The organism is Geomicrobium sp. JCM 19039, from assembly GCF_000698145.1.
Classification (GTDB): Bacteria; Bacillota; Bacilli; order Bacillales; family Marinococcaceae; genus Geomicrobium_A.
Genome location: NZ_BAXB01000032.1, coordinates 25067 through 37360, shown reverse-complemented (window position 1 = coordinate 37360; position 12294 = coordinate 25067). Strand labels below are relative to the sequence as shown.

The 12294-nt window shown below is 44.4% G+C and carries 16 protein-coding genes and 1 pseudogene; 4 read left to right on the top strand and 13 right to left on the bottom strand.

The features are described from left to right. The coding region (locus tag JCM19039_RS26020; RefSeq protein ID WP_238545156.1) for a hypothetical protein at window positions 1-181 on the top strand (181 nt) is incomplete at its 5' end. A gap of 732 nt (window positions 182-913) precedes the next feature. On the opposite strand, the gene JCM19039_RS22660 is transcribed toward JCM19039_RS26020, so the two are convergent. The 6 genes from JCM19039_RS22660 to JCM19039_RS19495 form a co-directional block, all read right to left on the bottom strand. Beyond that, window positions 914-1687, bottom strand: a complete 774-nt coding sequence (locus tag JCM19039_RS22660) for an ATP-binding domain-containing protein (protein WP_052398974.1) — start codon at window positions 1685-1687, stop codon at window positions 914-916. Beyond that, window positions 1651-1908, bottom strand: a complete 258-nt coding sequence (locus tag JCM19039_RS22655) for a hypothetical protein (RefSeq protein ID WP_052398973.1) — start codon at window positions 1906-1908, stop codon at window positions 1651-1653. The genes JCM19039_RS22660 and JCM19039_RS22655 overlap by 37 nt, the downstream gene beginning before the upstream one ends. A 53-nt stretch (window positions 1909-1961) precedes the next feature. Then, the gene (helD, locus tag JCM19039_RS22650; RefSeq protein ID WP_052398972.1) at window positions 1962-3137 is read right to left on the bottom strand and encodes an RNA polymerase recycling motor HelD; all 1176 of its coding nucleotides are present in this window, start codon (window positions 3135-3137) and stop codon (window positions 1962-1964) included. A gap of 151 nt (window positions 3138-3288) precedes the next feature. After that, the gene (locus JCM19039_RS19505) at window positions 3289-4296 is read right to left on the bottom strand and encodes a class I SAM-dependent methyltransferase (protein WP_042430426.1); all 1008 of its coding nucleotides are present in this window, start codon (window positions 4294-4296) and stop codon (window positions 3289-3291) included. 113 nt (window positions 4297-4409) lie between these two features. Next, window positions 4410-5627 (bottom strand): NAD(P)/FAD-dependent oxidoreductase, encoded by a 1218-nt coding sequence (locus tag JCM19039_RS19500; protein WP_081834637.1) that lies wholly within the window; start codon window positions 5625-5627, stop codon window positions 4410-4412. Between the two features lie 39 nt (window positions 5628-5666). Next, window positions 5667-5879 carry a hypothetical protein gene (locus tag JCM19039_RS19495; protein WP_042430424.1) on the bottom strand — a complete coding sequence of 71 codons (213 nt, stop codon included), beginning with the start codon at window positions 5877-5879 and terminating at the stop codon, window positions 5667-5669. A 155-nt stretch (window positions 5880-6034) separates the two neighbouring features. Between JCM19039_RS19495 and JCM19039_RS19490 the strand changes: the two genes are divergently transcribed. Then, a complete protein-coding gene (locus JCM19039_RS19490) occupies window positions 6035-6241 on the top strand; it encodes a hypothetical protein (protein ID WP_042430422.1) in 207 nt (68 codons plus the stop codon). 54 nt (window positions 6242-6295) lie between these two features. Here JCM19039_RS19490 and JCM19039_RS19485 read toward each other — a convergent pair whose 3' ends face one another. From JCM19039_RS19485 to JCM19039_RS24650, 7 genes are all read right to left on the bottom strand, one after another. Beyond that, a complete protein-coding gene (locus JCM19039_RS19485) occupies window positions 6296-6850 on the bottom strand; it encodes a hypothetical protein (protein ID WP_042430420.1) in 555 nt (184 codons plus the stop codon). Between the two features lie 185 nt (window positions 6851-7035). Continuing rightward, a complete protein-coding gene (locus JCM19039_RS24035; RefSeq protein ID WP_042430416.1) occupies window positions 7036-7224 on the bottom strand; it encodes a hypothetical protein in 189 nt (62 codons plus the stop codon). Further along, the gene (locus tag JCM19039_RS24030; RefSeq protein WP_052398971.1) at window positions 7217-7666 is read right to left on the bottom strand and encodes a LysE family transporter; all 450 of its coding nucleotides are present in this window, start codon (window positions 7664-7666) and stop codon (window positions 7217-7219) included. Before JCM19039_RS24030 ends, JCM19039_RS24035 begins: the two co-directional genes overlap by 8 nt. 167 nt (window positions 7667-7833) lie before the next feature. Continuing rightward, window positions 7834-8091: a hypothetical protein gene (locus JCM19039_RS19470; RefSeq protein WP_042430414.1), complete on the bottom strand. Its 258-nt coding sequence runs from the start codon at window positions 8089-8091 to the stop codon at window positions 7834-7836. A 133-nt stretch (window positions 8092-8224) separates the two neighbouring features. Next, entirely contained in the window at window positions 8225-8686 is a 462-nt protein-coding gene (locus tag JCM19039_RS19465; protein ID WP_052398970.1) for an RDD family protein, read from the bottom strand. Between the two features lie 11 nt (window positions 8687-8697). Further along, window positions 8698-9528 carry a signal peptide peptidase SppA gene (gene sppA, locus JCM19039_RS19460; RefSeq protein ID WP_052398969.1) on the bottom strand — a complete coding sequence of 277 codons (831 nt, stop codon included), beginning with the start codon at window positions 9526-9528 and terminating at the stop codon, window positions 8698-8700. After that, on the bottom strand, window positions 9528-9665 hold the full coding sequence (locus JCM19039_RS24650) for a hypothetical protein (protein WP_193744305.1): 138 nt from the start codon (window positions 9663-9665) through the stop codon (window positions 9528-9530). The genes sppA and JCM19039_RS24650 overlap by 1 nt, the downstream gene beginning before the upstream one ends. A 166-nt stretch (window positions 9666-9831) precedes the next feature. Between JCM19039_RS24650 and JCM19039_RS26015 the strand changes: the two are divergent. Together JCM19039_RS26015 and JCM19039_RS22645 are read left to right on the top strand one after the other, a co-directional pair. After that, window positions 9832-10513: pseudogene (locus tag JCM19039_RS26015) on the top strand (response regulator transcription factor); the annotation flags it as partial. A gap of 16 nt (window positions 10514-10529) precedes the next feature. Beyond that, entirely contained in the window at window positions 10530-12233 is a 1704-nt protein-coding gene (locus tag JCM19039_RS22645) for a HAMP domain-containing sensor histidine kinase (RefSeq protein ID WP_081834636.1), read from the top strand. Window positions 12234-12294 lie beyond the last annotated feature (61 nt).

Here is a 12294-nt window from a genome sequence, read left to right as displayed (position 1 = left end):
CCCTAGCCGGAACAAAAACGAGGGAAGAGCGCATGTTGTTCCGGACAGCGCCCCTAGCCGGAACAAAAACAAGGGAAGAGCGCATGTTGTTCCGGACAGCGCCCCTAGCCGGAACGGAAATGGAGGAAGTGCACCCGGTGTGGAGCTGGCGAGTGTTGAAGGCCTGTTTGATACGAGATAAGTTGAACATATGAATTTCAGTGAGTCGTATGATGGCGATTTGAGGATGAACGCCTACATATTGTCTGTCGAAATTCACCTTGTTTCACTTCCACTGCCTTCGGTTCCAATCATTGTTCGTCACTACAAGGATTGCGGACAAAACAGAAAGCGTTGGCAGAAGGCTAAAAAGACATGACCGATAAACGTTACCTGGCGCCAGAACCGTTATGACCTCTCACTCGTTTATGTGACAACCCAGCGCTCAAATCGTGCACTTTAGGCCCTCAACGGTCACATATATCGGAATTTGTGACCGTTGACTCCGTTTATGTGCGAATCCACGTTTAAAATGATGATTTTTCTTTCTCAAGTGTCACGTAAATGAATATATGGGGCATTTGGACTTCTCTCCACACCCCTAGCCAGTAGACAAAAAAGTGAACCATGTTGCCCTTATGCTCTGGAGTGTAAAGAAAACACGGAGGGCGTACTTTGGCCTCCGATGTTGCACTTATGCTCTGGAGTACAATCACCCACCTGTAGTGGAAAGCAACAAACCACGGCCCATGTCTGGAAAATCTAAAGTTCATATTATTTAGACGGAAGCTAATTCTATTCAAATCGATTATTCTGCTTCATTATCCGTCGGTTTTGAACAAAATATTCAAACCGAATGAAGCTGATGGCACCCCTTCCACTCCTGCCCAATCGAAGCAAAAAGCGACTGCCGAAGCAGTCGCTTTGTTTCATTTTACTCGGCTATACGTTGGAAGCGATCACTCGGAACATGTTCGATAAATTTTGGCGGCTCGCCAATTACGAATACATCCAATTGGTGCATGGCCCGGGTAGCGCTCGTGTAGAGCATGTGGCGATCACGGGCGGTATGGTAGTTTTCCTCGGACACTTCTGCAATAATTACACGGTCAAATTCAATGCCTTTGGCAAGGTACGCCGGTGCGACGAGCACATTCTCCCGGAAGCTGTCAGTATGCTCTTGAATGAGCTGCACCCCACCTGGCAAATCATGAAGCAACTGCTGGGCTTCATCCATCGTCTTGGTGAGAATGGCAAGTTTTTCTCGCCCTTCCCAAGCGACAACCTCTTGTTTTAGTGCATCTTCATAAGTGTAGCGATCTTGGAATTGACGGACAGTTGGCAATGTCCCTTCACGCTGAAACGGAATGACGTTCGACTCATTCGGGAGCAATTCTTTTGCGAAATTCATGATGGTTGCTGTCGAGCGATAGCTTTGTAACAATGTGATTTGCTCAACATTCTCTTCTTGGTGTTGAGCGGTCGAGAGGATAGATAGTCCCTCTGCTGTATGACGATGAACGGCCTGATCAATATCACCGAGCAACGTGATGCGCGCTTGCGGGAAAAGGTTTTTCAAGTATGCGATTTGCATGTTCGTGTAATCTTGCGCCTCATCAATAAAAAGGAAACGAATGTCTGCTGTGTGCGGACGACCTTTCACTTGATCGGTCAAGTAATAGTACGGAGCAGCGTCTTCATAAAGCATGTACGGTCCGTTAAATCTCTCCCGGAAAACTGCTCGTATAATGACGTGATATCGACAAAGTCATACGCTTCGATCTTCTTAAATACGGGCTTGGCAGACTGACGAACGACAAACCTACGCACGAGACGCTCCTCTTCCAGTTGATCACTCTTTGACGGGTTTTCTCCTAATTTTCGTCTTACTTTTTTGGACGCAATGTTATACACATCTTTCGGTTGCATCTCTGCTTCTTGTTCTGCCCACGGCTGATCCGCTTCTTTTCGTTCAAAGGCTTTCAGGTCGCTTCAAGTTGTTCCGCCATTAATTCAAGCCGGTTCGGAGTCGAGATGTGATCTTCATATGAATAAAAAAGATCAGTAATGTCCTCGCCCGATTTCCATACGTCACCGCGAAATACGAGTGGAGTAAATTTCATCCCTTCTTCATTCAGATGCTCAATGAAACGATCGAGTTCTTGAATGTAGTCCGGTTCGGCGTAACGAATATTAGCGTCGTCTTCAGTGAGCAAACGCTCAATTTGCCTAAACGGACTTTCCAATGTCCATCCATCTGGCAGGCGGCCGGCAATATGATGTTGGAACGTCGTTTGCTTTAAGTTCTCTTCCCCGAGTTCCGGTAACACACCAGATACATATCGGTTGAAAAGAGGGTTCGGCGATAACAGCAACATGTTCGCACTATCAAATTGTTCTCGGTATTTGTAGAGCAAGTACGCGACGCGTTGCATCGCTGCAGACGTCTTCCCGCTGCCCGCTGCACCTTGGACGATTAACATGCGTGAGCGCTCATTTCGGATAATTGCATTTTGCTCTCGCTGAATCGTACTTACAATGCTCTTCATTGCATCAGAGGAAGACTGACTGAGCAACTGTTGCAATAGTTGATCGCCGATCGTCAGCCCGGTATCAAACATTCCTTTTAATTGCCCGCGCTCAATCAAGTATTGGCGCTTCTTCGTCATCTCCCCATGCACTTCTCCGTCACCACTTAAAAACTTCACAGCTCCAGGGGCGTAGTCATAATACATGCTAGAGATTGGGGCACGCCAATCATAAACGAGAAATTCTTGTTGTTGTTCATCTTCTAATGAAGCAATGCCGATGTATATGGCTTCTTCTTTCGACTCACCAATCTCCTTAAAGTCTAATCGCCCGAAATAAGGGGACGTTTCCAGTCGTTCCAACGTTCGAATGTGCTTCGTGAAACGTTGATAAGAGCGTTCATGCTCACCTAATAGTTCTGCTCGTTGTCGGATGCTCGCTTCTGTCTCTATAATGTCATCAGGTTCATCTAAGTTGACGGTCACTTCGTCCCAAAACGTCTTTCGCATGTCAATGACTTCTTGCTTCGATAAGCCCGCTTCGTCAATTCGCGCTTGCTTTTGACGTTGAATGACGTCAATGACTCGCGAGAGTCGTTGTTGTTCCTGTTGTTCTTCTTTCGATTCCATGCAAACACCCCTTAAAAAGTCATCATTGACACTAGACAATATAATCTGATATAATAATAATGAACAAGTATGAATGATTCACGAATTTTATGAATCACTATTCCATTTTACACGTAATCATATAAGAATACAACAAGGGACTGCCTCGTTTTCAGGCAGTCCCTTTTTTTAATCTTTTTTTTGTGAGATGAAAAAAATGCCAACCGCCTTCTTTTACGACAGCCGTTTCGTTTTTAATTTTGAACCGGTGTGTATCCGCAAGTTGCTTAATTTCTTCTCTTGTTGGCAGCGGATGCATGTCTTCGTGCCCGCTCATGAAACTGTTAAATGCCGCTGGAAATGCTAACCCTTTTTCGGAATCAGCAAGGGGCGTAATCATGACGAAGCTTCCTTTTGAAACGAGGCTACGATAAATATAATCAAAGATCTTTGATCGTTCTCCTTCATTAAAATAATACAAAGCGTTATTCATCATGATGAGGTCTGGGCGTTCGTCGTGTTCAATTTCACTCAAAATGTCTTCTTGTTTAAAACGAATATGCTTGTGGTCGGCTCTACGAGCCGCTTCTTGAACGACGGCTTCATTAATTTCTATACCTGTAAGCGATAAGTCGGGGTGGTCAGCCGCAATCCGGTTCAAGTAGCCACCGTACCCAGACCCTAGATCAAGAATATGTTTTGCCTTCGTATCTTTAATGACGCTGTTCAGTTTCGGATATGCAATGGTTTCAATTAAGGCACTCGTTTCCGCGACAACATGGCCATAGTCGTCTTCATCAGGGTGCGGATCTTTTGACAGTTTCTGATCAAACGCCAACAACGTCGGAATGTGAAGTCTCATCATTTCTTCGACGAGTACACCGACAGAAGATTTATCGAATTTGGACATTTGCCTACGGATGGATTTCACACTCTTTACTCGGCCTTTGCCTTTCTTTTTCAAGTGCCCAACTGCAATACCTGTCTCTACCCAGCAGTTCAGCAATTGTTCATCTAACTGATCTTCCGCTGCCAACATTGATATGGGCATCGGCTTTTCTAGGCGATCAAAAAGCCCATATCGATAACCAATATACGCATGCCATGTGGGCAAAAACGATTCATTGCTCTTCATCCATTTGCGGGCATTGTTCATCCGTACGATTTCATTTACTAACATCTCTTCAGCTCCTCACTGATACTTAAAAGGGTAGTCATCTTTGTCGGTATAAAAGTACGGATTCTGTTTGTTTGTTGGGTATATTCCGCCCCGGTCAAGCGCAGGTAACACATCTAAATGATTGGACCAATCCAATAGATTGGCTTTTGCATATCCCAAACCCGAAACATTGAGCATTTGTTGAAAATGCAAAAGCGGTCGCTCTTCCATCGCCGTGATCGCACGTTTACGCAGCAGACGAAACGCCCGATTGTGATAGGAGTAGCTAATGCCGAGCGATGGCTCAATGCAATCATCTGGTCTACACGCGGTTTTCGAACAGATTCGTACCAACCGAGCTGACGTTCGTCACGCCACTTCCCCTGTTCGTCCATCCAACAAAACAGTTCACTTAATACGTCAGCATCTTGAATCGCCAAGTTCATACCTTCACCGGCCATTGGATGAACCGAGTGTGCAGCATCTCCTAAAATGGCCATTCGTCCTCTCGTATATCGCGGAGACTGAAAGCGAAACGGAATCATCAGTTGCACGTCACGCCACTCTTTAATCGTCGTCATCGTTTCACGAAGTTCAGGGACGTATTGCCCGTGCAAATCATAATAATCCGTAATCGGCTGGTCTTTAAATTGTCGATAACTGCCAGGAGGAATCATATATACTGAACGGACTTGCTCGTTGGGTAAAGGAAATAATCCTAAGAACGAGTGCGCCGCCCCAAAGACAAAGCCGTCTGTCAGTGACGCGGGTCTAGGAAAAGACGCGGTTAAAAAATGATGGTTGTATTTCTTCTCTTCGCTTGTAATGCCCATCGCTTTGCGCATCCTAGACCCACGGCCTTCGGCTCCAACATAATAGTGGGCCGCAATTTTCATTTCCTTACCATCTGTGGTAATCACTGCTTGATCATCTTGAAATCCCATAAATTTCGCGGGACGAATTACTTCCACACTAGGAAGCTTTTCAATCTGGGCAATGAGAAGGTCGCGAAGTTCTTCGTGAGGAATCATCCGCGCTTCGTTAAACGGGTGCGCCAAAATCTTGTAGCTAAGGCGACTTTCATTGCGGATAAAACCGTCATTATGATTCCAATTCCACTCTTGTGTGCGCAACGTTTCAACTGGAAATGAGGATGCATCTAGTTGCTTCCCTATTCCAAGTCGGTGGAGAATTTCAATACTCTTTGGTTGGAGCAACTCCCCTTTGTAAAGTGGGCTTCTTCTCCGGTTCCGCTCTGCGACAATAACCGAAATACCGCAAAGCCCGAGCTTTAAAGCAAGCGTCAACCCACCAACTCCTCCACCGGAAACGAACACATGGCATGTTTTCATGTTTATCACCTGTTTGAAGATACCCCCATTCGCTTGATATTAAACAGGGATATAACCCTTAACATCGAAGGGATGTTCGTTCCAGAATGCAATCGTATCTATGAAATTCGTAAGCCATTCAGTATCATAGCCAAACACTTCTCCGCCAATCAAAAAGGGGACATAGACGAAGAGCGCTACACCTAACGCCGAAAACAACACAATTCTCGCAAGTCTTTTGAATCCAAACAAACGCCTTTCTCGTTTAAACACTAAGCATCACCTCTTTCTTTTACTAGGGATGCGTTGTTGTGATACGCTTGTCATGCTTGATTCGAACAACTGTCTTCGAGCAAGTCAACGTATGTATCCCTTCCCCTATCTAAAAATTCAAAACTCACTGTCTGTGAATTAAGGAGGGACTTCTTTTGCGAACCGTGATGGTCATTGTGACATTCTTCCTGTTGTTTGGAGGATTTACAGTTGTTGGAGCCAACCTGCTAGACTTGATCTTTCAGCATCGTGCCCTCGTTTTATTTGTGAGCTTAGCCATGTTCGTTGTCAACCTCATCGTGAGCATCTTTTTGTCTCAACAGTTTGTTGATTGGGTGATTCGAAAATGGAAAAGCGCGTGACCGCATGTCACGCGCAAATCGAGAATTAACATGGATACAGACGAACAAGGCATTCTACGCGGTAAATGTATCCTTAATTTCCCAAGAAGCCATATTGAATCCGGATTTCGCTCCGTTTGCGAAGCCGTCTTGGTACGATTCAGCTGTTTCTGAAATTGCTACAGTGGCAAAATGATTTTGTTCAATTTGGTGAACGAGATCTGTAATGCTTTTTTCAGTGAGCGCCGTTGAATGATGAAGCATGATGGAAAGATAATTCCCCACTTGTTCATATGCGAACGCAATTCCTTCAAACATCCCTTGTTGGAAATGCTGATTCAAGTTATTCACTTCTTCGATCGCCTCTTCTGGTACATCATCCCGATAATAGCTTTCTTTAATCGTTTCACCTAACGGAACCTTGCTCTGTTCAATATTATTTTTAGAAAGCTTATGAAAGCTATTCCTCATTCGCTCCAATTGTTCTTCCAACGATAACCTCTCCTTTTCATATTCAAAATCACGGACCATGCGATTCACAACATATCGATACGCCGCGTTCATTCCTTTAGAGACGAAGTACAAATTTTGTTCGTCGGTGTTCATTTGCTCCCGTGTCGTTTTTTCCATCTGAATAAAGTCTTCAATACATCTTCGATCTTTGCCCCTCTAAACATTTTCTTCCGATAGTCCAATGTCAACCTCCTCGTCATCATTGTATTTTTTTCATCATACCTCTGATGTTTACATATGTAAACATCAGATAACTGAAAATAAAAACACTCTGCAGGCGCCTTGCTCGCAAAGTGTTTTAATTATTTGTTTTCCGAATCCATGAACGTGAGACGGACGCCAAACAGAATGAGGAATGCGCCAGATGCCCGTTCAATCATGACTGTACATTTGTCCAGCCATTTTCTTATGAAAGAATGAGTAATGAACATGACCATAAGTGTGTACCAATTCAATGCATATGACAGATAATCCATAGAATACTTAAACACCGATCGCAACTTCTGGGTGAATGACTTGAGTGAATAATGACAAGTAAAATAATGTCGCTTTCGGGTTCAACAGACTCGTGAAAAAACCATTTCGGTAAGCGGTCCATTTGCTCAGCCCGACTGGGCTTGTTACTCGTTGAAAGGAAAGTCCTGGTTCTTCTTTTTGAAAGAACAGTGCCTTCACACCTAAGTAGATAAGGTACGCTGCACCTAACCATTTAATCAAGTTAAATAACAGAACAGACTGGGGAATGATAATTCCAATACCTAACAAACAGTAGAGGATATGAATCATGCTTCCCGAACACATGCCCCAAACGGTAAACATTCCATGAGTTTTAGAAGACAAGCTATTTTTGATCGTCACCATCCATTGAGAGCCTGGGGACAGGACAATGAGTAAACCGACGACAAGAACAGTGATCCACAATTCAATTGTCACTCTATTTCCTCATAGCATTTATTTTACCATAATATTCAGTCGAATCACTTAATAGATTCGAGACAATATAACGAAAGATACATACGTCACTGCGATCATAATCCCCACTAATAAGCCTAAGATTTGCAGTACGCCTACTTGAATGACGTGGAAGAGGACGATTGTAATCAGTACGATAGCCACACCAAGCATAATGAAAAAGCTATAAAACATGCCCGTTCTTTAATCTTGCGAGCACGTTCATCACTTTCCTTAAATTGTGAGTGTATATAGCTTAGGCAAAAACACATGATTGCAACGCCTAAAAAGATGAATTCAAATCCTCTCACCGCCCCCGTACCGAGCATTAAAAGAGTCACAAACAGAGCGATGAGAATTCCTGCGACAGAGAATGCGTTTATCCTCGGCAGACGGGAACTAGACATCGGCATCTCTCCTCATTAGTGCTTTGGACAAACGATAGCGCACGAAAAAGCCCATTGTCAAGTTCCCTTTACTCGTATAATGACTGCACTCCTGCCAAATGTGCGTTTCGCTACTGATGAACTACACGTCCTATCAGTGCGAGTGCATATCGTTTTCGCGAACCCCGATACTGCCGCGCTTAACGACGACTCTCGTATCTGACAACAAGTCATGCACACCTGCTTTTTCGGGGTGCACAGCAATCATGATGTAGAAAAGGTTTGTAATCACGAACACTCGGTGAAGGATCCTCCCTGCCACTTCACGAACAAATACGTCCTTCCACAATAGTGAACCACCCTCCAAACTCTCGACCCGCAAGCCAAATGCCATTTTTCCAATCGTTTGCTGTCGCCATTTCGTTAAGAGAATGAAGTATACATAATAGCTAATCGTCACCATGATTGCTTCAATTGCAAATACACCAATCGCAGGTTCATCAGGCAACCAAAGTGCAAACACAGGCCGAATGAAAATGACATTCAAGGAAGCGACGATTAAAAGATCCATGACATATGCCCAAAACCGTAACCAAAAACCTGCATACATTTGCATCGCCTTCCCTCCTATTGATGCAAATAGAGCAAACTCGGCGCTCTATTTGCATCAAATTTATTAGAGGCGAACGCTCCTAAGCCAAGTGGCGCCAAAACATTCCACATTGACCCTTCCGTAGAACCATTCGTATAATGCGTCACAGTCGCATCTAAGTCGAGCATCAATTCCATATGCAAAACCGTGTCTTCCAGATTACCAAGTTCATCAACAAGTCCATTTTGCAATGCCTGGTTCCCCGTGAACAACTGGCCTTGTGCTACCGTGTTGACTTCTTCTTCGCTAAATCCTCTACCTTCAGCAACGATCGATGTGAAATCATTGTACATATCATCAGCAATCGCTTGCATGAGTTCAGATTCCTCTTCGGTTAAGGATTCAAAGGGCGATCCCATCTGTTTGAACTCACCAGAAGAGAAGGTCGTTTCGGAAATGCCCCACTCATCTGCAAGATCAGCGATATTAAACCCTGCACTCATCACTGTTCCAATTGAACCGGTCAGTGTCGCCGGGTGCGCCATAATATAATCAGCACCTGCTGCAATGTAATACCCGCCAGATGTGGCCATTTCAGCCATCGAAACGTATACAGGTGTGTCAAATTCTTCCTTGGCGCGAACGACTTGTTCATAAATTGCATGGCTAGCGACAACACTGCCTCCAGGTGTGTTCATCGTAATGACGATCCCATCAATGAGAGGGTCTTCCACTGCATCATTTAACATTTCCATAAATTGCCGATGTTGGTATCCCGACGCAAAAAATCCTGATTCACTACCTGTGTCCTCAATCATGCCGTCCAGTTCAAGTACGACAATTTCTCCGTTTGATCCTGTCTTCATCACTTCCTCGCGGTACTGATCAAAGAAAATACGTCCGAAAAATCAGCCGTCATGACGGATACAAACATTTGTACTGGAATGGCAATGCCAACGATAAGAACAGCAATTCCACAAGCAACCCAACGTTTCCTATTCATGTTCCTTACTCCCTCCATAACCTAAGTCTGTAGCTAGCATACAAATCGAAGATTACTAGAAGAGAACCATTGCCTCACTGTTAGATTAAATATGATTCTACTTGTTGAGCTTCTCGTAATGTTCAGATGGTACACTATTTTCATATAGAGTTAGGAGTGAAGAACGATGACTAGCCCAAAAATCTTACTTGTGGAAGACGATAATGCTATACGAACGATGCTCCACAAAGTCCTTCAAAAAGAAGGTTTTCAAGACGTTGATGGCGCCGCAACTCAAAAACAAGCACTAACCTTTGCCACACGCATACCTATGATTTCATCCTTCTTGACGTGATGCTGCCGGATGGCGATGGGTTTGAGATTTGCAGACAAATTCGTCACCAATCTGGAGCGACGATCTTCTTCGTCACAGCGAAAGATTCAGATTTTGATAAACTGTCAGGTTTCGCCATTGGTGGCGACGATTATATTACGAAACCTTTTAACCCGTTAGAGATCGTTGCCAGAATTCGGGCCCGCCTGTTGCGTCCCGCTTCTGCGCCATCAACAGACGCTTCCCCACATGCATACGAGCGCTTCACGATTGATGCTCGAGCAGGAACGCTTACTGTGCTCGGTAAACGTACGAGCTGCCCTGCCCTCGTCTTTCAGTTATTGCTTTTCTTTTGTCGCCACCCTGGCCAAGTATTCCATAAAGAGCAGCTTTACGAAAAGGTATGGGAGATGAGCATTATTACGATGCACATACTGTGACCGTTCACATTCGTCGAATTCGGGAGAAGATTGAAGCGAACCCAAGTAAGCCCGAGTATATCGAAACGGTTCGTGGACTCGGTTACCGGTTCGTCCTGATGGAGACGGGTCATGAAAGGATTTCGTTTTCGATTATGGAGACGATTCACACTGCAATATGCCATCATCTTGTTCGTCACCTCAACACTACTATTCACAATTATTATGATCTTCGGCTTTTACTTGACTACCCAAGAACGTCGTTCAGACTTTTATGACGCTGGTCTGGAGAGTTTGTCCTTCTCTGTCTCTACGGAGTATGAATTTTCTGGGGAACTATCCATCATTGACGAATTGCAAGAGGAAGCTGACGCTCGAAATGGTTGGTTTCAAATTGTTAATGAGGACGGAACCGTAGCGGACACCTATCCTGCCGGTGAAGGATTTGCTCAGTCGTATACATTGCAAGAACTTCAAACGATAGTCGACGCTCCAATTGTAGGTAATTACCATATGTATACGTCCTATTTTCAAGTCGCTGAAAACACCTATTTCCTTCTTTATGGGGAAGAACGCGTCACAAACGAATTGCTTGCTACTTTCATTGAAGAGGGTAACACTTCTGAAGTACTCCAACAGTTTGATCAACACGATGCTTGGGGGTATGTATTCAATGATGACGAGCTCGTCAATCAATTGCGCGCACCCGAGTGGTTACGGCAACCTTCATTTGGAGGAGTGATGCTACATCAAATACAGCCTGAAAGCGTGGATGCGTATGTCCAAATCGCAGAATCTGACGGGCTCACATATGTCGTCTATGCTCCCATTCCCGAGTTGCCTTTTCGACCATTGAATGAAATCGGGTCTACATTACTCATCGTCTCACTCGTCATTCTCGGCATTGCAATTCTTGTATTTGCGGTTGCGTCCCTATGGTTTACACGGACGTTCACAAAGCCGATCTATGGCGCTATTAATTGGCTTGACCAGCTCGGAGACGGTGATTTCACTCCTCCTGCTGCGTTCGGAAAAACGAAAAAAGGAGAATGGAAACGACCGTATCGTTTTTATCAAGAATTGTACCACTCACTCTCAAAACTTTCCGCACAGCTGGAACACAACAAAGCCAAACGAATTGAACTGGAAGCGAGTCGTGAAGCGTGGATTGCCGGATTGTCTCATGACATGAAAACACCATTATCTTCGATACAAGGGTACTCGATTATGCTTTCAAACAAAGCATACGAATGGGACAGCGAGGAAATTATTGAGGTGGGGGCGATCTTAAATGAGCGGTCTAGTTTCATGAGCACGCTCATCGAAGATTTAAACTTAACGTACCACCTTGAAAGCAACCGGATGTTTCTTCAGAAGAAAACGGTTCCCCTCGAACCTCTTCTTAATAAGAGCATTGAGGCATTTGAACATACAGGTAAAGCAATCGTCTTAAATCATAAATCAACGAACTTGATCGTTGATGTTGATCCTAAATGGTTCGTCCGCATGATTGGAAACGTGCTTGATAATGCCATTAAACATAACAACCCCGATACACACGTCCGCGTGCGTACTGAACGAGTTGAGAAGAACACATTAACCGTTCACATCATTGATAACGGCAAAGGCATGAATGAAGAAACACTTACGAAGCTATTTGACCGTTATTATCGGGGCAAATCTTCTCAAGAGCGAACCGAGGGCAGTGGACTTGGAATGACAATTACAAAAGAGCTCGTCCACCACCACGGAGGATCAATTGATGTGACAAGCAAGCCTGGAAAAGGGACGACCGTGTCTATACATTTACCGATTGAAGACGGCGAATCTCCGTAAAAAGACTCCGGTTGGCAAAAACTCTTCTCAATGAGGAAGTTATTAAAAAAGCAGTTGATGT

Excerpts from the sequence above, each read along its gene's own strand:
- JCM19039_RS19485 (WP_042430420.1), bottom strand. The coding sequence starts at position 6,850 with ATGGAAAAAACGACACGGGAGCAAATGAACACCGACGAACAAAATTTG.
- sppA (WP_052398969.1), bottom strand. The coding sequence starts at position 9,528 with ATGAAGACAGGATCAAACGGAGAAATTGTCGTACTTGAACTGGACGGC.
- helD (WP_052398972.1), bottom strand. The coding sequence starts at position 3,137 with ATGGAATCGAAAGAAGAACAACAGGAACAACAACGACTCTCGCGAGTC.
- JCM19039_RS19505 (WP_042430426.1), bottom strand. The coding sequence starts at position 4,296 with ATGTTAGTAAATGAAATCGTACGGATGAACAATGCCCGCAAATGGATG.
- JCM19039_RS19470 (WP_042430414.1), bottom strand. The coding sequence starts at position 8,091 with ATGTCTAGTTCCCGTCTGCCGAGGATAAACGCATTCTCTGTCGCAGGA.
- JCM19039_RS19465 (WP_052398970.1), bottom strand. The coding sequence starts at position 8,686 with ATGCAAATGTATGCAGGTTTTTGGTTACGGTTTTGGGCATATGTCATG.
- JCM19039_RS24650 (WP_193744305.1), bottom strand. The coding sequence starts at position 9,665 with ATGAATAGGAAACGTTGGGTTGCTTGTGGAATTGCTGTTCTTATCGTT.
- JCM19039_RS22660 (WP_052398974.1), bottom strand. The coding sequence starts at position 1,687 with ATGCTTTATGAAGACGCTGCTCCGTACTATTACTTGACCGATCAAGTG.
- JCM19039_RS22645 (WP_081834636.1), top strand. The coding sequence starts at position 10,530 with ATGAAAGGATTTCGTTTTCGATTATGGAGACGATTCACACTGCAATAT.
- JCM19039_RS19500 (WP_081834637.1), bottom strand. The coding sequence starts at position 5,627 with ATGAAAACATGCCATGTGTTCGTTTCCGGTGGAGGAGTTGGTGGGTTG.
- JCM19039_RS22655 (WP_052398973.1), bottom strand. The coding sequence starts at position 1,908 with ATGCAACCGAAAGATGTGTATAACATTGCGTCCAAAAAAGTAAGACGA.